General features: G+C 58.1%; 14 protein-coding genes. 7 read left to right on the top strand and 7 right to left on the bottom strand.

The window, feature by feature from the left end; all coding sequences use genetic code 11:
• Nucleotide 1: 1 nt before the first annotated feature.
• The gene (locus JSY17_RS02620) at nt 2–2,050 is read left to right on the top strand and encodes a TonB-dependent receptor (protein ID WP_232849253.1); all 2,049 of its coding nucleotides are present in this window, start codon (nt 2–4) and stop codon (nt 2,048–2,050) included.
• 90 nt (nt 2,051–2,140) lie between these two features.
• Entirely contained in the window at nt 2,141–3,028 is an 888-nt protein-coding gene (gene yghX / locus JSY17_RS02615; RefSeq protein WP_206401365.1) for a YghX family hydrolase, read from the top strand.
• Nucleotides 3,029–3,120: 92 nt separating this feature from the next.
• On the opposite strand, the gene ydiJ is transcribed toward yghX, so the two are convergent.
• Nucleotides 3,121–6,159 (bottom strand): D-2-hydroxyglutarate dehydrogenase YdiJ, encoded by a 3,039-nt coding sequence (gene ydiJ, locus JSY17_RS02610; RefSeq protein ID WP_206401363.1) that lies wholly within the window; start codon nt 6,157–6,159, stop codon nt 3,121–3,123.
• A gap of 167 nt (nt 6,160–6,326) precedes the next feature.
• On the opposite strand from ydiJ, the gene JSY17_RS02605 reads away from it, so the two are divergent.
• From JSY17_RS02605 to JSY17_RS02590, 4 genes are all read left to right on the top strand, one after another.
• Nucleotides 6,327–7,232 carry a LysR substrate-binding domain-containing protein gene (locus tag JSY17_RS02605; RefSeq protein WP_206401361.1) on the top strand — a complete coding sequence of 302 codons (906 nt, stop codon included), beginning with the start codon at nt 6,327–6,329 and terminating at the stop codon, nt 7,230–7,232.
• Between the two features lie 12 nt (nt 7,233–7,244).
• Nucleotides 7,245–8,141, top strand: a complete 897-nt coding sequence (locus JSY17_RS02600) for a LysR substrate-binding domain-containing protein (RefSeq protein WP_117180704.1) — start codon at nt 7,245–7,247, stop codon at nt 8,139–8,141.
• Nucleotides 8,142–8,318: 177 nt separating this feature from the next.
• Entirely contained in the window at nt 8,319–9,629 is a 1,311-nt protein-coding gene (locus tag JSY17_RS02595) for an MFS transporter (RefSeq protein ID WP_117180705.1), read from the top strand.
• A complete protein-coding gene (locus tag JSY17_RS02590; protein WP_122372515.1) occupies nt 9,626–10,888 on the top strand; it encodes a metal-dependent hydrolase family protein in 1,263 nt (420 codons plus the stop codon). Before JSY17_RS02595 ends, JSY17_RS02590 begins: the two co-directional genes overlap by 4 nt.
• Before the next feature lie 14 nt (nt 10,889–10,902).
• On the opposite strand, the gene JSY17_RS02585 is transcribed toward JSY17_RS02590, so the two are convergent.
• The 5 genes from JSY17_RS02585 to JSY17_RS02565 form a co-directional block, all read right to left on the bottom strand.
• A complete protein-coding gene (locus JSY17_RS02585) occupies nt 10,903–11,802 on the bottom strand; it encodes a polysaccharide deacetylase family protein (RefSeq protein WP_122372517.1) in 900 nt (299 codons plus the stop codon).
• Between the two features lie 192 nt (nt 11,803–11,994).
• Nucleotides 11,995–12,846, bottom strand: coding sequence for an urea carboxylase-associated family protein (locus JSY17_RS02580; protein WP_201012445.1), 852 nt, complete (start codon nt 12,844–12,846; stop codon nt 11,995–11,997).
• Nucleotides 12,847–12,946: 100 nt separating this feature from the next.
• Entirely contained in the window at nt 12,947–13,627 is a 681-nt protein-coding gene (locus JSY17_RS02575; protein WP_200978722.1) for a hypothetical protein, read from the bottom strand.
• Nucleotides 13,628–14,024: 397 nt separating this feature from the next.
• The gene (locus JSY17_RS02570) at nt 14,025–15,650 is read right to left on the bottom strand and encodes a methyl-accepting chemotaxis protein (protein ID WP_117187211.1); all 1,626 of its coding nucleotides are present in this window, start codon (nt 15,648–15,650) and stop codon (nt 14,025–14,027) included.
• A gap of 236 nt (nt 15,651–15,886) precedes the next feature.
• The gene (locus JSY17_RS02565) at nt 15,887–16,966 is read right to left on the bottom strand and encodes a polyamine ABC transporter substrate-binding protein (protein ID WP_206401360.1); all 1,080 of its coding nucleotides are present in this window, start codon (nt 16,964–16,966) and stop codon (nt 15,887–15,889) included.
• 335 nt (nt 16,967–17,301) lie between these two features.
• Here JSY17_RS02565 and JSY17_RS02560 point away from each other — a divergent pair, with 335 nt between their 5' ends.
• Nucleotides 17,302–17,559 carry a DUF1652 domain-containing protein gene (locus JSY17_RS02560; protein ID WP_117163373.1) on the top strand — a complete coding sequence of 86 codons (258 nt, stop codon included), beginning with the start codon at nt 17,302–17,304 and terminating at the stop codon, nt 17,557–17,559.
• Between the two features lie 33 nt (nt 17,560–17,592).
• On the opposite strand, the gene JSY17_RS02555 is transcribed toward JSY17_RS02560, so the two are convergent.
• Nucleotides 17,593–20,076 (bottom strand): UvrD-helicase domain-containing protein, encoded by a 2,484-nt coding sequence (locus JSY17_RS02555; protein ID WP_206401358.1) that lies wholly within the window; start codon nt 20,074–20,076, stop codon nt 17,593–17,595.
• Nucleotides 20,077–20,078: the final 2 nt, after the last annotated feature.

The following is a 20,078-nucleotide window of genomic DNA, read 5'->3' as shown; positions in this document are numbered from 1 at the left end:
AATGCATGCCCCTGTGTCCCGTTCTCTCTGTCAGGCGCTGACCTGCGGGGTATTTGCCCTGACGCCGCTCTCCGCTGCCCTGGCCGAAACCCAGATTGAAAACTCGACCCTGACCCTTGGCTCCGTCACCGTTCAGGGCAACAGCAGCGGCCCGCTCAGCACCAGCAGTGTGCTGAGTTCGGTGGATATTCTGGGGGGCGACATCCTTGAAAAGATGCCGGTCAATTACAGTTGGGAGCTGTTCAGTCGTGCTCCGGGCGTGATCCTTACCCAATTCAATCAGGGCACCACGTCCGGCAAGATTTCCTTTCGCGGCTTCAACGGTGAAGGTGAAGTCAATGCGGTGAAACTGTTGATCGATGGTATTCCGAGCAACAGCAACGACGGCAACATGCCGTTCATGGACATGATTTTCCCCATGGAGCTGGACAGCATCGAGGTCGTACGCGGCACCAGCGATGCCCGTTACGGGCTGAACAACATCGCGGGCAACGTCAACATGCTGACCCGCACCGGCGGCAATTACACCAGGGCACGAATTCGCTACGGCAGCTTCAATACCCGGGAAACCCAGCTTTCCAAGGGCTTTGAGAACAGCAACTGGAGCCAGAACTATTTCTTCGCCTATCAGAAATCCGATGGCTATCGCGATCATTCCGAAGCCGACAAGTTCTCCATGTCCGGCAAGTGGTTCTATACACCTGACGACGAGAGTTATCGCATCGGCCTGATTGCCCGGCATTACGAAACCGAAGCCCGAGAGCCCGGCTACCTGAGCGAAGACAATGCCCGTCATCACCCGACCATGAGCAACAGCTACAACGCCACGGACAAGGGCACCCGGCGCATGAATCAGGTCAGCCTGCATTTCGACACCGATCTGGCAGACACCCTTGCATGGTCGGCCAAAACCTATATCAACACCTTCGATGACCGACGCTGGACCCAGTACTGGAGAACGACGTCCCAGCAGGAACGCGATGCCTACGAAACCCAGTACGGTGCCCTCACCTCCCTGACCTGGCGTCCGGAAGTCAGCTGGCTCCATGACTTTGCCCTGGAAGGCGGAGCGGATATGCAGCAGCAGGAAAACAAGAGCGAACGTTATCGCACCCTGAACCGGGTCCGTCAGGCCCAGACCCGCGATCAGCAGTTCGATTTCGACACCTACGGCGCTTACGTCCAGGCCGAGATCAAGCCTTTCGAGTCGCTGAAGATCATCCCGGCCTATCGGGTCGACAAGATCCAGGGTGACTTCACCAATGAAATGACCGGCCTGGATTACGACATCAACGATTACGGCCTGATCCGGCAGCCCAAACTCAGTGTGGTGTATTCGCCCTGGGACGTGGCCAGCTTTTATGCCAACTGGGGGCGTACCTTTCAGGTCGGCACGGGAGCTGCGGCCTACAAGATTCCGCCGCGGGATACCGATCTGGCCCCGTCGATCAACGAAGGCTGGGAAACCGGGATCAAGTTCGCTCCCACCGACTGGATGGATGGCCGGGTCGCCTACTGGCAGCAGGAGGCCAGTGGCGAGGTCAGCCGCAGGCTCAACGACCCGAGCGGCGAATCGGACAATGTCGGAGAAACCCGGCGCTGGGGGTATGACCTGCAGGTGAACCTGCACCCGAACGAGCGTACCGAAATATGGATGGCCTACTCATGGCAATACTCGAAAATCCTTGAGCCCAGCGCCACACTGCCCAACAGCAAGGGGCGGGAAATCGATCATATTCCCCATCATGTGTACAACGCAGGCCTGAGCTATCAGGCGACTCCTGCCCTGCAACTGATGGCCTGGATGAATGGCCAGACCAACTATTATCTGGAGCGGGAAAATACCCAAGGAACCTATGGCGGTTATGTGCTGATGAATCTGGGCGCGACCTGGAAAGTCAGCGACTCGCTCAGCCTTGACCTGCAGCTCAAGAACCTCACCAACCGCTATTACGAGTACGTCTGGTATGACCCGGACGGCGCAGTCGACTCTCTGCATTCACCGGGCGATGGACGCGCACTCTATACCGGGGTCACGCTGGAGTTCTGATCCGCACTGAATGTCGAGGTGTCATGAACGGCGCCTCGGCAGCAAAGCTGCTTTAATGAAAGCCCCAATGATCTGACAGGAAGCATGCAGATGGATCGCCTCACCGCCAAAGACTTTGCCCCTGAACTGCTTGAGCTGTACGACTACTACGCCCATGGCAAGATCAACAGACGCGAATTTCTCGACCGTGCTGCCCTGTTCACCCTGGGAGGCCTGACCGCCACTGCTCTTCTGGCCTCGCTGAGCCCGAACTATGCGCTGGCCGAACAAGTGCCGTTCACTGACCCGGACATCATTGCCGAATACGTCAATTACCCTTCCCCCAAAGGGCATGGGCAGGTGCGTGGTTATCTGGTACGTCCGGCGAAAGCCAGCGGCAAGCTGCCGGCGATTGTAGTTGCCCATGAAAACCGTGGGCTCAACCCCTATATCGAAGATGTTGCCCGACGCGCTGCCAAGGCTGGCTTCATCGCCCTGGCACCCGACGGCCTGTCCTCTGTGGGTGGCTATCCGGGTAACGATGACAAGGGACGTGAACTTCAGCAGAAAGTCGATCCTGAAAAGCTCATGAACGACTTCTTCGCCGCCATCGAATGGCTGATGAAACATGACGCAACTACCGGAAAGGTCGGTATCACCGGTTTCTGTTACGGCGGGGGCGTTGCCAATGCTGCTGCCGTGGCTTATCCGGAACTGGGGGCTGCGGTTTCATTCTATGGTCGCCAGCCCAAGTCCGAAGACGTGGTGCGGATCAAGGCCCCGATCATGATTCACTACGGTGAGCTGGATACACGGATCAACGAAGGCTGGCCGACTTATGAGGCGGCATTGAAAGCGGCCGGCACGCATTACGAAACCTACATTTACCCTGGTGCCAACCACGGTTTCCATAACGATTCCACGCCACGATACGACGAAGCGGCAGCGAAACTGGCATGGGACAGAACCGTGGACTGGTTTCGGCGGTATCTGGTTTGAAGCATTCGCTTACGAACCAATGCCGATCAGTCAAGGCTCAAACGACACTTATGGGAGGCAGCACGTCGTGTGGGAAGCTGCCTTCGCGGACACTACAGTTTCGCCAACAGTATCTGCAGTGGATGGCGCACCACCTGCCCATCCTGACGCTTGACCTGGCTGCGGCAGGAATAGCCATCGGCAACCAGTCGCCCTTCCCCGTTATGGCGAGCCACCAGCGGTTGCCATGACTGGCTGTAGATGGTGTCGGAGTGTCTGGCATTTCGGGTTTCGTGACCGTAGGTGCCAGACATGCCGCAGCAACCGCTGGCCAGCACTTCAAGCTTGAGCCCCATGCGGGCAAAAACTTTCTGCCACAGGCCGACACTGCCCGGTTCGTTGGTTTTCTCGGTGCAGTGCGGCAGGAAGTAATAGGTTTCCCCCGGCTGAACCTGCTCGGGCTCCGCCATCTGCGCAGCCAGCCACTCTTGAGGCAGCAGCACCGTTGGGGCATTTTCGCTGCTCAGGGTCTTGCTGTATTCCTGCCGGTAAACCAGCGTCATGGCCGGGTCCAGGCCTACCAGCGGAATGCCATAAGCCTCAAGCTTGCGCAACGACTGACTATTGAAGCTGGCTGCCCTTTCAAAGGCAGCGAGGAAACCTTGCACTTGCAGCGGCTTGCCGTTTGGCGCGAAGGGTGCCAGGTAAACCTGATAGCCCAGACGCGAAATCAGCTCCAGCCAGTCAGCCGCCAGATGAGTCTCGAAGTAGCGGGTGAAAGCATCCTGGACCAGAATCACCGTCCGCTTGCGCTCCTGCTCCGACAGCGCAGCCAGCCGCTCTGGCGTGGCGATGCCGACATTCCAGCGGGCACAGGCGGCGCGGAAATCCATCAGGCTCAGCAACGGGCTGTCCACCATGCCCGCCACATGCTCCAGCAGGTAGCGAACCGGTCTGGCACCCATCATGGCGTTGTAGAGTTTCGGGAAACGGGCCAGATACGGAATGCTGAACTCCAGCGAGCCGATCAGGTAATCCTTCAGCGGGCGCAGGTAGCGGCTGTGGTACAGCTCCAGGAAACGCGAGCGGAATTCCGGCACATTGACCTTCACCGGACACTGTCCGGCGCAGGATTTACAGGCCAGACAACCCGCCATGGCATCATAGACCTCATGGGAGAAGTCTTTCTGCCCGCCCAGTCTGGCCAGACTATTGGACGTTTTACTCACCAGACTCTTGATGACATTGGCCGAGCGGGCACGAGCGCTGGCGGTCAGCACATCGACATTCTGCTCGCCCTGCAGGCGCAGCCATTCACGAACCAGAGAAGCCCTGCCCTTGGGCGAATGAATGCGATTGCGGGTAGCCTTCCAGGACGGGCACATGGCGTCGTCGGCATCATAGTTGTAGCAGGCGCCGTTGCCATTGCAGTGCACGGCGCTTTCGTAGCTCTGCCAGACGCGCTCGTCGATGCGACGGTCCAGATCGCCTCTCAACTCCACTTCGTCCACCAGCGTCAATCTGGCAGCGGGTACGGTTGCAGGAGTCGCGATCTTGCCGGGATTAAGTTGATTGAACGGGTCGAAAGCGGCCTTGAGCGCCTGCAATGAAGGGTAAAGCTCGCCGAAGTATTCCGGCACGTACTGCGAACGCAAGCCTTTGCCATGTTCACCCCAGAGCAGGCCACCGTAGCGCTTGGTCAGCGCTGCAACCGCATCGGAAATCGGCCTCACCAGCGCGGCCTGGGCCGGGTCTTTCATGTCCAGAATCGGCCGCACGTGCAGCACGCCGGCATCCACATGGCCAAACATTCCGTACTGCAGGTTGTAGCTGTCCAGCAGCGCCCGGAACTCCTGAATGTAGTCGGCGAGGTTTTCAGGCGGGACGGCGGTATCCTCGACAAAAGGCTGAGGCCTGGCCTCGCCCTTGACGTTACCCAGCAGACCAACCGAACGCTTGCGCATGGCATAGACCCGGTTGACCGCCGCGCTGCCCACCGCCAGCGTGTGGCCGAGTCGAACCACCGAGGTATCGCTCTGCAAATGCGCCACGAAGGCATGAACCCGCTGCTCGACTTCGCCCGCGTCGTCGCCACAGAACTCTATCAGGTTGATGCCAAGGGTCGGGGTATCCGGATCTTGGGGAAAATATTCGGCCACGCCATGCCAGACGATGTCCTGCATGGCGAGCATCAGGACCTTGGAGTCCACGGTTTCGATGGAGAGCGGCTTGAGCGCCATGAGTGCCTTGGCGTCGCGCAGGGCATCCATGAAACCGGCATAACGGACATTGACCAGAATCGAGTGTTTGGGAATTGGCAACACATTGAGCCTGGCTTCGACGATAAAGCCCAGCGAGCCTTCCGAACCGCACAGCACGCTGTTGAGGTTGAAGCGGCCATCGGTCTCGCGCAGGTGGGCAAGATCGTAGCCGGTCAGGCAACGATTGAGCGGTGGAAAGATGTCCTTGATCAACTGCGCCTGGGTATCGGCAATTTCACGGGCGCAGCGATAAGCCTCCCCTGCCCGGTCGGTTCGGGCCTGTTCCGCTTCCAGTTGTTCGGAGCCCATGGCCAGGCTGTGTATTCGTGAGCCGCCAAGCAGAACCGTGGACAATTCCAGAACATGGTCACGGGTCTTGCCGTAGGTGCAGCTACCCTGGCCGCTGGCATCGGTATTGATCATCCCCCCAACGGTTGCCCGATTGGAGGTGGACAGCTCCGGGGCGAAGAACAGGCCGTGGGGCTTGAGTGCCGCGTTGAGCTGGTCCTTGACCACGCCGGTCTGCACCCGTACCCAGCGCTCTTCGACGTTGATTTCCAGAATCCGGTTCATATGCCGGGACAGGTCGACCACCACACCATCGGTCAGGGATTGCCCGTTGGTTCCGGTGCCGCCTCCCCGTGGCGTCAGTACCACCTGCTTGTGCTCGGCGCGCCCGGCCAGTCGCGCAAGGATTTCGACATCGGCGCTGTCACGGGGAAACACCGCGGCCTGGGGCATGCGCTGGTAGATCGAGTTATCGGTGGCCAGAACGGTTCGAGAGCCATGATCCCTGGCGATTTCCCCTGCAAACCCCTCTTGCGCCAGAGCATTGAGGAATCGGTCATAGTGATCGACCTGTTCGCGGGTGGGATTCAAGAGGGCAATCATGGCGGTTTCCTGACAGGCTGGGCTTTTTATATGCAAACTTTTATAGGTAAAACACGTATGCTTCAGAGCGCTCGAAACAAGGTGTCATCAACGGTTGGCGCTGATTCTCAGGCTTCAGGGTCACGAGCGCAAATGTAAAACCTGCCGTTTTTCCATGAGTTTTATGAATGAACCCGAGAAGACTCACACCGTCGATGTCTTTGCTCATCGCTTTTGAAGCGGCGGCACGTCATGTCAGCTTTACCAAGGCCGCCGATGAGCTGGCCCTGACCCAGAGTGCGGTCAGCCGCCAGGTGCAGGCGCTTGAGGCGCAACTGGAAGTCGAGCTGTTCAAGCGCGATGGCCGGCGTATCGAGCTGACCACCGCAGGTGCGCTGTACCAGCATGAGCTGGCTGCCGCCCTTGGCCGAATTCGCAGTGCAACGCTGCAGACCATCGCTCACAAGTCCGAAGGCGGAACCCTGCATCTGGTCGTACTGCCCACCTTCGGTTCAAAGTGGCTGTTGCCACGCATGCATGACTTTTATGCCCGGCATCCGGGCCATGTGGTGCATGTCCACTCGCGGATCGTGCACGCCGATCTGACGCCAGCAGCCAGCGACATGAACGCGATCATCTGTGCAGGCACAGGTAATTGGCCGGGTTATATCGCCCATCCATTGATCGAGGAGAAGCTGGTGCTCATCGCCAGCCCTTCGGCGCTGGCCGACCACCAGTCGCTGACACCGGGCCAGATAGCGCAGCAGTCACTACTGAGCGTGGTATCGCGGCCCAACACCTGGTCCGACTGGTTCGACAGAAACCGGCTCGACCACCACATCATGCGCCCCGGTCCGAGTTTCGAGCTGACTGCGCATCTGATCCAGGCCGTGGCAGCGGGTATTGGCGTGGCGCTGGTGCCGCGCATTCTGGTGCAGGACGAAATCAGCAGCGGTGAGCTGGTGACGCTGTTCGACCCCATGGACAGTGGCCGCAATTACTATCTGGTGTATGCCACACGCTTCCAGAACCTGCCATCACTCTGCGTGTTCAGGGACTGGCTGCTGTCGACGCCGTTTCCCGATGGTTTGTAATACGGAGCCCTTGTGCGTATAGAACCTCTTCCGCCACTACAGAACCTGATCGCCTTTGAAGCCACGGTTCGTCATGGCAGTTTCACCCGGGCAGCCGCCGAGCTGCACCTGACCCAGAGTGCAATCAGTCGACAGGTCGCCCAACTGGAGGAATTCCTGGGCCGGGCGCTGTTTCGTCGCGAGCACAAGCGCATTCACCTGACCATAGCGGGTCAGATCTATGCCGAAGAAATTCACCGCATCCTGACTCAGTGCGCCGAAGCCACGGCTCAGGTCATCACCCACAGCGGCGAGCAGCAATTGACGCTGGCCTGCTCCAGCGGCGTAGCTGCGCTTTGGCTGGGACCGTTGCTGGGTCGCTACAAGGATGAATTCCCGGCAGTGGACATACGCTTGCGGGTGGTCGACGGGCTGGATTCTCTGATTCGTGCCGAGTTCGACCTGGCACTGTATTTCCTGCGTGAAAAGTCGCCTCCCGGGCTGGATGGCCGCTTGCTGTTTGCCGAGTCGGTGAATGCCTATTGCTCACCGGACTATCTGGGCGGCCAGACACTTGAGCCGGCGCAACTGCTTGACCATTGCCTGCTGATGCTCGAAGACGGCCAGCGCCAATGGCTGTCCTGGAATGACTGGTTCGGTCGTCAGGGTGTGGATGCTTCGCTGATCCACCAGCGCATGACCGTGAACCTCTATCCGGTGCTGGTGGATCTGGCCATCGCCGGACACGGCATTGTGCTGGGCTGGCGTCCGATGATTGATCGCCATGTGCAATCCGGCGCTCTGGTCCCTGCCTGCAACGCGGATATCGGTGCCATTGGCGGGTATTACCTGCTCACACCCAGCGGCAAGCTGCCAAGACGCGCTGCCCGTGCCTTCGAGAAGTGGCTGAGCAATGAGATTGCCGTCTGACTTGCATGCGCCACACGCATGCAAACCTGCGTAATGATCGCTTTCTCAAATTCGGGCCGCAGCCTAATCTCGAACGCAACCGGGCATCAGATCCGAATAATGTTTCAACTTTTCAACTCTGCCCCCCTATAAATGCAGGGTTGTTTCCTGCATGTCTTGCATGCAGGAGTCAAAAAAGTGAGCACAGAACAAACCTCTCCGCCACGCACTCACAACCAGCAGGCACGTCGTGCCGTGACCGCCACGGTCATAGGCAATGGCCTTGAATGGTTCGACTTCACGGTCTACAGCTTCTTTTCCGTCATCATTGCCAAAGTGTTCTTCCCGACCGGCAATGAACTGAGTTCCTACCTTCTGGCCCTGGCCACTTTCGGCGTCGGTTTTTTCATGCGCCCGGTGGGCGGCATCGTACTGGGTATCTATGGGGACAAGCACGGGCGCAAGGCGGCACTCTCGCTGACCATCCTGCTTATGGCCCTTGGCACGCTGATCATCGCCATCACCCCCAGCTATGCGCAGATAGGCCTGATGGCTCCGGTGCTGATCGTACTGGCGCGGCTGCTGCAAGGCTTTTCGGCGGGTGGCGAGATGGGCAGCGCCACGGCCTTCCTGACCGAACACGCTCCCGAAGGCAAGAAAGCTTTCTACTCCAGCTGGATTCAAGCCAGCATTGGCGTTGCCGTATTGCTCGGCTCCACGCTGGGCGCTGTCCTGTCCAGCTACCTGACTCAGGAACAACTGGAAAGCTGGGGCTGGCGCGTGCCCTTTCTGATTGGCACCCTGATCGGTCCGGTGGGCTTCTACATCCGTAGCCGCGTCGATGAAACACCGGTCTACAAGGCCAGCAAGCCCGTCGACTCGCCCTTGCGTGAAGTCTTGCGCACCTATCCACGCCAGACCCTGATCAGTTTCTCGCTGGTCGTGCTCTGGACAGTCTGTACCTACGCCGTCCTGTTTTACATTCCTTCCTACGCCCAGCGAGTGCTCGGTCTGCCTTCATGGATGGGATTCAGCGCCGGCATGATGGGCGGCGCAGTGTTGATCGTGGCGACGCCTATCGTCGGTGCCCTTGCTGACCGCTATGGTCGTCGGCCCTGGCTGCTGGGTTCGGCGCTGGCGATTTTCTTCAGCGCCTACCCGATGTTTGTTTTCATCAACCAGATGCCGGGGCTGTTTTCGCTGCTGGTCTTTGAGCTGGTGCTGGGCCTGCTGATTTCGGGCTACATCGGCTCGATCCTCGCCGCATTCGGCGAACTGCTGCCCACCCACGTGCTCTCGACCGGGCTGTCGGTAGCTTACAACTTCGCGGTAACGATCTTCGGCGGCTTCGCCACCTTCACTATCACCTGGCTGATCGCCTCGACAGGCAGCAACGTGGCCCCGGCCTTCTACATCATGTTCGCAGCAATCATCAGCGGTGCAGGCGCGATGCTTTATCGCGACAGAGAGCCCGTGTCCCGCCGTCCTCTGACTGGAGCCTATCAATGAATACCCCTGAATCCTCACGACTGATCCTGCGCAACGGGCGCTTGCTCGATCTGCAACTGGGCCAATTGCTCGACGGCCAGGAAGTCGTGATCGAGGGCGAGCGCATTGTCGCCGTACGCCCTGCCGGCGAGCCCGCCGAAGCCGGGGCCAGAGTTATCGATCTGGGTGGCAAGACCCTGATGCCCGGCCTGATCGACTGCCATGTTCACGTTCTGGCCTCCAGTGCCAACCTGGGTTTCAACGCGCTGCAACCTAACGCCATCATCATGTACCGTGCGCTGCCGATTCTGGCCGCCATGTTGCAGCGCGGTTTCACCACCGTGCGCGATGCCGGCGGTGCCGACTGGGCACTGGCTCGCTCCATCCAGCTGGGGCTGATTCCAGGACCGAAGATCTTCGCGTCGGGCAAGGCCTTGTCGCAGACAGGTGGCCACGGCGACATGCGTGCCCGTGGCGAGCTGCTGTCGAGTGAACCCTGTTCCTGCTGCTTCCGCGCCGGAGCCATCGCTCGGGTAGTGGATGGTGTCGACAATGTGCGCCTGGCAGTTCGTGAAGAACTGCAACAAGGCGCGAACCAGATAAAGATCATGGCTTCAGGTGGCGTGTCTTCACCCACCGACCCGATTGCCAATACCCAATACAGCGAAGCCGAAATCCGCGCCATCGTCGACGAGGCCGCAGCCGCCAACACCTACGTGATGGCTCACGCTTACACGGCGCGGGCCATTCGCCGCGCCATCGAATGCGGCGTACGCACCATCGAACACGGCAATCTGGTGGATGCCGACACCGCTCGCCTGATGGCTGAAAAAGGGGCTTTTGCAGTACCGACCCAAGTCACCTATGAAATGCTCGCCCAGTACGGGGAGCGCTTCGGACTGCCAGCCGACTCGGTGGCCAAGATCGAAGACGTGCGTCAGGCCGGACGCAATGCCCTGCTGCTGTTCGCCGAAGCTGGCGTGCCCATGGGCTACGGCTCGGACCTGCTCGGTGAAATGCATGAATATCAGAGCCACGAACTGAAGATCCGCGCCGAATTGCTGGGCAATCTTGCAGCCCTGCGCAGCGCCACCAGTGTGGCGGCGCAGATCCTTCAGCGTGAGGGTGAACTGGGCTGCATCGCAGCGGGCGCACAGGCCGACCTGCTGGTGGTGGACGGAGACCCACTCACTGACATTGACTGCCTTGTAGGTCAGGGCGAGCACCTGGCGATGATTTTCCAGAATGGTCATATCCGGAAAAATACCCTGGAACAGTGACAGGTCGACAAAACCTAGTGTGAGTTCTGGTCCCAGAGCCAGTTCCATATCCCCGGCAGGCGCACAGGCTCATCACTGCTCTTGACCGTACGAGCCAGCGCCGCACGCTTGAGTTGGGCGCTGTCGTCGTAGAAAGGTTTTTGATCCAGGGTCACACCGGTTTCATGGGCGCTGTCGATCAGGATCTGCAGGTATTCCCGAGCGTGCCGGGCGGTATAACGATTCAGATCATGAAACGTGACCACCACCGGTGTGACCCCATCGACGGAGGGCAGCTCGCCTGCGGCGATACGCTCGCGCACTTCAGATAGCTGCCGGAGCATATTGGAACGGCGGCGCAGACTGAAGTTGTAACCCCATATCTTGCCGTCATTGGCACTCAGGTCGGTCAGCAGCACATGCAGGCCATGCTGCTGATAGGCGGCGAAGGTGCGCTTGTCGTAGTTCCAGAACGGCGGACGCAGCAGAACCGTCGGGGTGCCAGTAATACCGGCAATGATCGCACTGCCTTGCGTCAGGGACTGCTCAAGCTCTTCGGGATTCAGCGAGCGGTGATTGGTGTGATGCGGGGTGCTGGTATGAAAGCCCAGCACATGCCCTTCTGCATGCTGGCGCTGCATGATCGCTCGGCCCTGCTCACTACCGCCTGCGCCACTTGCACCGGTCTGGACGAAGAATACAGCCTTGATATCCGGCTGCACGGGGTTAGTGGCCAGGCTGTCCAGCACCGTGAGCGTCGGATTGTAGAAACCCGATGCACTGGGCCCATCGTCGAATGTCAGCAGAAACCGAACCGGTGGCTGCCGATGCAGACGCTCGACGGTCTGTGGCGTCAGGGGAACAGGATTGGCGATGCAGCCAGCAAGGCCGAGCGCGACAACCAGCACCGCCAGGGTACGAAAAACAGGGCACATGAGTAGGTTCTAATCCGGATAGCCAGCGGTAATACCCTTTTCGGGCCCGGCCAGTCCTCCGTGATCGGCTCATGCGCGGGACATTCGCGCCCTGCGCCCCCTGTACTGCGCTGATGTATACACAGGGGCTCACACATTATCCGGGCTCCGCCAGTAAAGCCATGGGCAAACGATGAACTTGCTGGCCGGTTGCTACTTTTCCCATTCTGCCGGTGAAATCTTCAGCCCGTGCAAACCGTCGTAACTGGCCCGCCGAGGTGGCGTCCAGCCTTCCAGCAGCGAGTCTTCGAGGCTGTAGATTTCCACGCCCAAGGGACGGCAGACAGACAGCGGATCCTGAGCGTCCGGCCCCCACATGGGCAATGACAGATCACCACCGGGGCAAGTGGACAAGGCGCACAGCAGATCGATTTCCGCGAAGAACTCCAGGTAATCGCCCTGGCGGGCCGGGCAGGCCTTCATGAAATACATGTCGTCATGATTGAGCCCGGTGCACTGGAAGATGTTCAGCACATCATGAACATCGAATTCGGTCAGACCATGGGGCAGCACTGCGCGGGTCAGGTTGGAGTGGCAGTGATGATGAAAGTCTTCGCCGGTCAGCATCTTGTTGACGTAAGGGTCGCAACGGGTGCCAAGCAGGTCATGCAGACGACCACCGTGCTCGTCGATGCCATAACCCGCCAGGCTGTCATCGGTGATGGTCACCATCGGGCGCAGAAATGGCAGGTTCGACCAGAGCCGGTCATGAGTGCTTACATGAGCGCCCTGCAATTGGCGGGTTCGTGCAGCCCACAGACGCTCGCGAGGGTCGTCGGCATTCCAGACATTGAAGTCGCCGACCTGCGGGCCGAACGGAGTGGTGACACGAAACACCTGCCCCGCCCTGACCTTCCAGGCCCGGCCGGTACGAATCGGCACTTCGAATGTCTCGATCAGCGTGCGCTGCCCGGTACTGGTGCGTATGCGCTCGTAAAATGCCTTGTCTACCTGCAGCGCAGCGCCTTTGCTGACCTGATAAGCGGCTGGATAATCCTTGTACATGCGCTGTTCCTCGACCATGGGCAATGGCCACAGATAACAGACTTCCCGGCCAGATCGTCAAGCCAGCATGACGTGGGCAGACATGAATGGACGGTTTCGATCAGGTCGGACAGGAGATCGTGCCGTTATCGAGGCCCTGCTTGTGGTTTTCGTAATCCAGCGTGGCCTTGCCGTTGACCCATTTCAGGGTAATCACCAGCACCGAGTCGAAGTCATCGCCTGTCCAGTCGTCCACCAGCTTCATTTTCTGGCCCGAAGCTTCCTGAGCCACCTTGTTGATCAGTTCAGGCAGATAACCATGGGACCAGGCTGTGTAGATGGTCGCGTTGTGATACTTGTCATGCATCAACTCATCGGCCAGAGCGCCGGTATCGTTGGCACCAAAATCGATATTGACCGGCAGGCCCAGCTTGATTGCGCTAGGTCCCACCGTCATCAAGGGGCGCAGATAGCTGTAGGACAGATCACCTTCACCCTCTTCCACATGGCGACTTGGATTGGCGGCAAAGATGAAATCGGCCTTGCCATAGGTCCTGGGCAACAGCTCGGACAAATCGATGGCCCGATTCAGGCCCTGGCAATTCAATTGCCCCAGGCCCATGGAAGGTTTCTCTGCATGGCGCAGGAATACCAGGGTTTGCGTGCCGTTTTTCGGTTCGGCATGCACCCCGCCACCGATTGAAAACCAGAAGGCCGCGCAGGAAATCAGCAAGGCAGGAAAAAGAAACCAGGCGTAACGGCGATAGACCCGGCTGATTGAAGAGAGTTTTGACATATTCATCGTATGGAGTCCGGCACGTGTTTATGTAAATTCAGCGTGTCGCTGATGCGAATATGCCAGCCATGAGCGGGTTCGCAGCCCCCGGAAATTCCTTTTTGGATCAGTCGAATACGTACCCTTGATCACGCTTAAAGACTAATACCCTTATGTTTCGATATGAAGAATTCGGATGGTAGGAGTCTCAAAAAGCCTTCTTGTTGCATTCGGCAGGCAAAAACAGAAAAAACGCGCGGAGAAGATCGTCAAAAAAAGCTCCCCGACGAGCTTTTAAAGCTCGTCAAAAGGAGTATTGGGATGGGTTGTTGCGAGAAATCGGTTATTAATGGCAAAAAAATTGCGAATGAGATTTTGTTTCAAAAATTGGCGTGGGAGGCAGCCTGCCGCCTCCCACTCACGTTCAGATCACGAATCGACCCACCATCGTATTCAGGCCCACTGCCAGTCGTGACAGCTCATGGCTGGCAGCACTGGTCTGATTGGCGCCTGCAGCCGACTGGTTGGCCAGATCGCGGATATTGACCAGATTGCGGTCAACCTCCCGTGAAACCTGAGCCTGCTGCTCCGAAGCACTGGCAATCACCAGATTGCGCTCGTTGATCTGCGAGATGGCATCGGTGATCCGCTCCAGCGCATCGCCTGCGGCCTGAGCCAGATCCAGCGTGGTTCGGGTACGACCGGTATTGAGGGTCATGGACTCCACAGCCTGCCCTGTACCGCTCTGGATGCCAGCCACCATTTGCTCGATTTCCCGGGTCGACTGGGCGGTACGATGCGCCAGCGCACGCACTTCGTCTGCCACGACCGCAAACCCTCTGCCCGCCTCGCCTGCCCGTGCGGCCTCAATGGCAGCGTTGAGTGCCAGCAGGTTGGTCTGTTCGGCAATGCCACGAATCACATCCAGCACCTTGCCGATTTCGCGCCCTTGAGTGGCCAGCCCTTCGACCAGACTGGAAGTGCTCTGCACATCCTGGGTCATGATCTGGATCGCCTTGACGGTTTCCACGACCTTGTCCCGTCCCTGCCGCGCCGTTTCGTTGGATTGCTGCGAGGCTTGCGAGGTGGATACCGCGTTGCGGGCCACCTCTTCCACTGCAGCGGTCATCTGGTTGACGGCGGTGGCCGCCTGTTCAAGTTCATCATTCTGCTGTTGCAGCCCGCGGGACGACTCTTCAGTCACCGCGCTCAGCTCTTCTGCCGCAGAAGCCAGCTGGGTCGCAGAACCGGAAATCTGCTCGATGGTCTTGCGCAGATTCTGCTGCATCAACACCAATGCTTCCAGCAGACGCGCCGGTTCGTCATTGCCGTCTACTTCGATATGCCGGGTCAGGTTGCCATCGGAAATTTCCTGCGCGGCGCGTACCGCCCTGGACAATGGCATGACAATACTGCGCGTCAATAACCAGGCCAGCAGAACCGTCAAGACAGCCGCCAGCACCGACACCAGAATGATTGCCGTGTTGGCATTGTCAAAGTGCATACTTGAAAGCTCGGAAGCCTCCAGTGCCGACTTCTTGTTGATAGTAATCAACTGATCAAGTTGCGAAGCAATTAAATCCGTACTGGTTTTCATTTTCGTGTTGACCAGTGTTTTCAATGCTTCCAGATCATTACTGCGCGACAACGCCATCGCAGTTTGTTGTATATCCAGATATTCGGCCAGCGCCGTCTGGAACTGTCTATAAACGTCTCTTTCTTCACCGCCCGCCGGCAAGGCGGCATAACTGGACTCGGCTTTCTTGAGTTTTTGAGTCAGGACCTGGGCACGGCTTTCGGTTTCCTGAATCTGCTCGGGTTCCCGATTGATCAGGTACCTGAACGACATGATGCGTAACAGCAGCAGGTTCTCGTCTACTTCACCCAGATAGCTGATGCTGGGCAGCATGTTGGTTTCCAGGTCCGTGGTGGCCTGGCGAATGATCGACATGCGATTGAGAGCGAAAATGCCCAGCCCTATGACCAGAACGGCAATAAAGGCAAAGCCCATAAAAGCACGGGGCGCGATATTGATACTTCGTATTGACATGGAATCATTCTCTTGGGAGATACAACCCGATGCGATCCGTGCATGACGAAACGAGAGAGTCAGAACCCTCGCCAACTTGAAGAGCGATAGCCTCGAAGCCATGCCCCATAAACCGGTTATCGGTCGCCCTTGAGAATAAATGGAGTCAAAAACAGGAAATCTTTTCTGACGTCAACGCACCGACTTTCAGTTGCACTTCATTGATCTTTCCCAACTGAAAAGTTGCTTCTTCATATTCAATTTCCTGATTTGGTACTGGCCCATATGCCCGTGCGCAGCGCTTCGGTTTTTACCTCTACCGGTTCGACCACGAACATCCGGCTGAGCATTTCGGCATTGGGATAAATACTGGTGTCGGCCCAGAGAGCAGGATCGATCAATGCATCGGCTTTTTCATTGCCGTTGGCGTACTTCACCTCGTTGGTGATATGGGCCATCACTTCCGGACGCAGCAGGTAATTCATGAAGGCATACCCGGCCTTCTCATTAGGGGCATCGATCGGCATGGCGATCATATCGAACCACATCGGCGCACCCTCCTTCGGGACGACATAATCGATTTTCACACCGTTACCGGCTTTATCGGCTCTATCCCGGGCCTGGGCTACATCTCCGGAAAAACCCAGCACCATGCAGATCTTGCCGCTGCCCAGGTCATCGATGTATTTGACCGAGTCAAAGTAGAGAACATAGGGACGAATGGCGCTCAATGCGACCTGAGCCTTTGCATAGTCTTCGGGTTGTTCGCTGTAGGGAGGCAGTCCCAGATAATTCAGGGTGATCGGCAACACTTGCGCAACGTTATCGAGGATTGCAACACCGCACTGGGCAAGCTTTTGCATATTCTCCGGCTTGAGGATCAGGTCCCAGGAGTCCAGCGCTGTGTCGTTACCCAGTACGGCCTTGACCTTGTCCACGTTATAGCCAATACCGGTACTGCCCCATAGATAGGGAAAACCATGCTGGTTACCGGGATCGTTGACCTCCAGCGCCTTGAGCAATACCGGGTTCAGGTTCTTCCAGTTGGGTAGTTGATGCTTGTCCAGTACCTTCAGTACACCCTGGTCTATCTGCCGCGCCATGACATGCACGGACGGCACCACGATGTCATAGCCCGAATGGCGAGCCATAAGCCGGGCATTGAGGACTTCATTGGTTTCGTAGGTCTGGTAATCGGCTTTTATACCGGTTGCTGCCTGAAAATTCTTCAGGGTGTCGGAGGCGATGTAGTCGGTCCAGTTGTAGATACTGACCCTTTCTGCTGCATGGCTGGTGGAGGCCAGCAACATCAGCGCAGCAACGGATTTACTCAGCATTCTTCAGCTCCCTGGGTCAATGAAACCAGCTTGCCCTATCCATCGGGCACATCTCAATACTTGAAGCAAACAGCTCGCAGAATCAAACGTTTTTGACGTACATCAAATAATCGAAAAAATTCGACTGACGCCTGAAAATATTTTCCAGTCCAGTGCAGTCAGGTGCTATTTTTAGGTCTCGCCAGACCGTTCGGATCATCCCGCAGAAAAGCAGTACGATCACTCAGGATTGTGCACTGTCTGATCACTTCGGCTTCTATCGGTCCCATCTCGACTGGTCTTCCTACCCATTGGGGCTGAAGGAATTGCTCGATTGAATCAGGTGGGCCGCTTCCATGAACAAAGTCACGTTCCCCAATGCATGCCAGTTGATGCGCTGGCACTTTCATCCGGTTGGCTTTGAAGCCACCATGGATGCACCCAGCAGCATGATTGCCCGCCTGTTCGACAGGGCCAGCGGTGAAACGGTAGTCGCCATTGCCGGGCTGCCCTGCGCTACCGTCATGAATGCCACCGACGTAGAACGAATCATCGAAGCCATTGAAGCCGAGCTGGAACTGTTCGGTGCTCATCAGTTGACCGGCTTTCTCTGAAACAGCGGGAGCCTTGAAGCTCCCGCCCCTCTTTCATCGACTCTTGCGCAGGTCTTCAAAGAAAGGCTTGTCCCCGGCAACCCTGTCCGATGCCTTGGGGGCCTTGACGTGCTCGCTCCCCAAGGTGCTTTCATCGATGTACCAGTAGCAATGGCGTATGGCACGAGTTATGGCCACATACGCCAGACGCAGGACCTCGTCCTGCTGGGCATTGTCGAACGCCTGCGAATCGCCGGCATCACCCAGACCGGCCAGACGATAGACCTGGTTCTTGTAGGGCGACAGCGTCGAGTGCTGGCAATCCCCCAGCAGGAATACCGTATCGGCCTGCAATCCCTTGGAACTGTGATAAGTCAGCATTCTGATTCGCCGTGCCTGCGGTTCCTTGGCCGCATCGGCCTGGATCAGCGATTTCAGTTGCTCGGAAATCATGGCCTTCTCACTGTTCTTCCGATACAGCAACAGGATCGAATCGCCAGCGTTGTAGTGTTCGGTGACACGTTCGGCCAGTTCATTGTCATCGCGGCTCAGCACCGTTACCGGCAGCAGCTCCTGGATAGCACCGCTGGCCCTGGCCTTCTTGCCTGCAATGGCAGGAGCGGCGCGCACGATATGTTCGGCGGCATCGATAATATGCTGATGGCTGCGAAAGTTATCGCTGAGCATGACTTTGGTGGTCGCGGGCGATGAAAACTCCTTGGGAAACTCCATGAAGTAGTACGGCGAGCTGCCCCGCCAGCCATAGATGGACTGCCAGTCGTCCCCCACACACAGCAACGATGAATGCCGGGCCACGCGACCGGCATGCATGGCCGGACCACGGCGTCGGATTTCCCGCAGGCTGGCCCGTATCCAGGACACGATCTGCGGCGAGACATCCTGGAACTCATCGATCATCAGGTGCGCCAGAGGCCTGAGTACCTCATCGCCGACCTGCCGCAGGTTTTCCGGCGATGTTTCGCCAAACAGGGCGAACATCCGGTTGTAGGTCATGATCGGTGGCGTCTGATCCAGCAGATGGTTTTCAAAGGCTTTCCAGAACAGGCTCAGGCCCTCGAAGAAGAACCGGTCCGGGTCATTGCCGGCAAAGCTCATCTCGGCTACGGCACCGGGCACATCAAGGCCCAGGTTTTCGATAAAGCTGGCAGCCATGACAAAACAATCCAGAAGCGGTGCAGCGCTCAACTCACCCTTGACCCGGTAATCGAAACCCGGCCCCGCCACAGCCGACCCAGCCAGAGATTGCAGCACCTTGCCGGCCGCTTCGTAGTTCTCGAACCAGATCAACGGCTTGCGGCAAAAAGCTTGAAACAGTGTGCGCTTGATCACCCATTCGGCCCAGACCGGAAGCTTGGCGCCGGGGCGCTTCATCTGCTGGTCCTCACTGGCGTCGAGCCCCAGCACAACCCAGGCATCCAGCTCGGCGATATAACCGTGGACATGGAAGGCAAAGCCATTGATTTCAATGGTCTGGCGCATGGGCTCGATGCCTTTTACAGGCCAGGCCTTTGCCCGTATCCACAGGTCCTCGATGAGGTCGCACAGTTCTTCATCGCGCTTGGCCGACAGCTCGGTCACGGTGATGCGCTTTTGCACATCCGGGTGATCGCGATCCAGTTCCTTGAGCTGCAGCGCATGACGGTACAGCGGCGCAATCACCTCGCGAAAGCGTTCGCTGCTGGCATACAGGTCGCGATAGCACAGGTTCAATTGCTGACGCTGGGCGTCGTTGATGCGCAGATCGAACGGGTTACTGTCAGCCTCGTCGCCAGAAGCAGACGCAGAGCCCAGATTCTCGAAAGCACGCAGTTGCTCGAAACCCGGCAGACTGCGAACCAGAGGCAGGATTCGCGAATGGAAGGTTCGTACCAGATCCCGGGCCTGCTTGTGATTCAGGCTATGCCCCCACAACGCCATGATCTCGATCAGCTTGCCGATGAAGTCCTTGCGCGATTCGCGGGTGAACGTCACCACAGTCATGGCTTCCAGCTCGAACCCCAGATAGTGATGGAGCAACAGTATGCGCAGCACCAGCGACGTGGACTTGCCCGCCCCTGCGCCTGCAATCACATAGGTGGAGGGCGTATCGCTGAAAATCATTTTCCATTGCGCCGGGCTGGGCTGGGCATGGGGCGGCAGCTTTTGCGCGACATCGGCCTTGATGCGCTTTTTCAACTCCGGGGTCAGCCCAAGACGCCAGTCATCGAACAGATGATCATCGACCTTCGGCCCACGATGCTCGCTGGGGCGGGTATCGCGGATCAGAAGGACATTGCGCCCTTGTTCCAGCCCATCCAGACGGCCTTCGGCGTAGCCCTCGTTCACGCCCTCGATATGCCCGCTCAGAAACCCGTCGGCATGCCCCTGAAACCATGAAGGCCTGTGCTGTGCGCCAAGCCTCGTCAGGCCACGTCCCATCAGGCGTGACAGCAGACGTTTGAACAGCGGCAGGCGCTCGGGCGGACTGAGTTCGATATCCAGGTCGGGAGGAAGAGCAGAAGGCAGATCGTCAGGCACGC

The organism is Pseudomonas capsici (assembly GCF_017165765.1).
In the GTDB taxonomy this organism is placed as follows: domain Bacteria; phylum Pseudomonadota; class Gammaproteobacteria; order Pseudomonadales; family Pseudomonadaceae; genus Aquipseudomonas; species Aquipseudomonas capsici.
Note: the sequence above shows the minus strand (reverse complement) of the source record. Positions and strands in the feature narration are given on the sequence as shown.

Coding starts and splice junctions, on each gene's coding strand:
- JSY17_RS02585 (WP_122372517.1), bottom strand. CDS start 11,802: ATGTGCCCTGTTTTTCGTACCCTGGCGGTGCTGGTTGTCGCGCTCGGC.
- JSY17_RS02565 (WP_206401360.1), bottom strand. CDS start 16,966: ATGCTGAGTAAATCCGTTGCTGCGCTGATGTTGCTGGCCTCCACCAGC.
- JSY17_RS02580 (WP_201012445.1), bottom strand. CDS start 12,846: ATGTACAAGGATTATCCAGCCGCTTATCAGGTCAGCAAAGGCGCTGCG.
- JSY17_RS02575 (WP_200978722.1), bottom strand. CDS start 13,627: ATGAATATGTCAAAACTCTCTTCAATCAGCCGGGTCTATCGCCGTTAC.
- ydiJ (WP_206401363.1), bottom strand. CDS start 6,159: ATGATTGCCCTCTTGAATCCCACCCGCGAACAGGTCGATCACTATGAC.
- JSY17_RS02560 (WP_117163373.1), top strand. CDS start 17,302: ATGAACAAAGTCACGTTCCCCAATGCATGCCAGTTGATGCGCTGGCAC.
- JSY17_RS02590 (WP_122372515.1), top strand. CDS start 9,626: ATGAATACCCCTGAATCCTCACGACTGATCCTGCGCAACGGGCGCTTG.
- JSY17_RS02570 (WP_117187211.1), bottom strand. CDS start 15,650: ATGTCAATACGAAGTATCAATATCGCGCCCCGTGCTTTTATGGGCTTT.
- JSY17_RS02620 (WP_232849253.1), top strand. CDS start 2: ATGCATGCCCCTGTGTCCCGTTCTCTCTGTCAGGCGCTGACCTGCGGG.
- yghX (WP_206401365.1), top strand. CDS start 2,141: ATGGATCGCCTCACCGCCAAAGACTTTGCCCCTGAACTGCTTGAGCTG.
- JSY17_RS02605 (WP_206401361.1), top strand. CDS start 6,327: ATGAACCCGAGAAGACTCACACCGTCGATGTCTTTGCTCATCGCTTTT.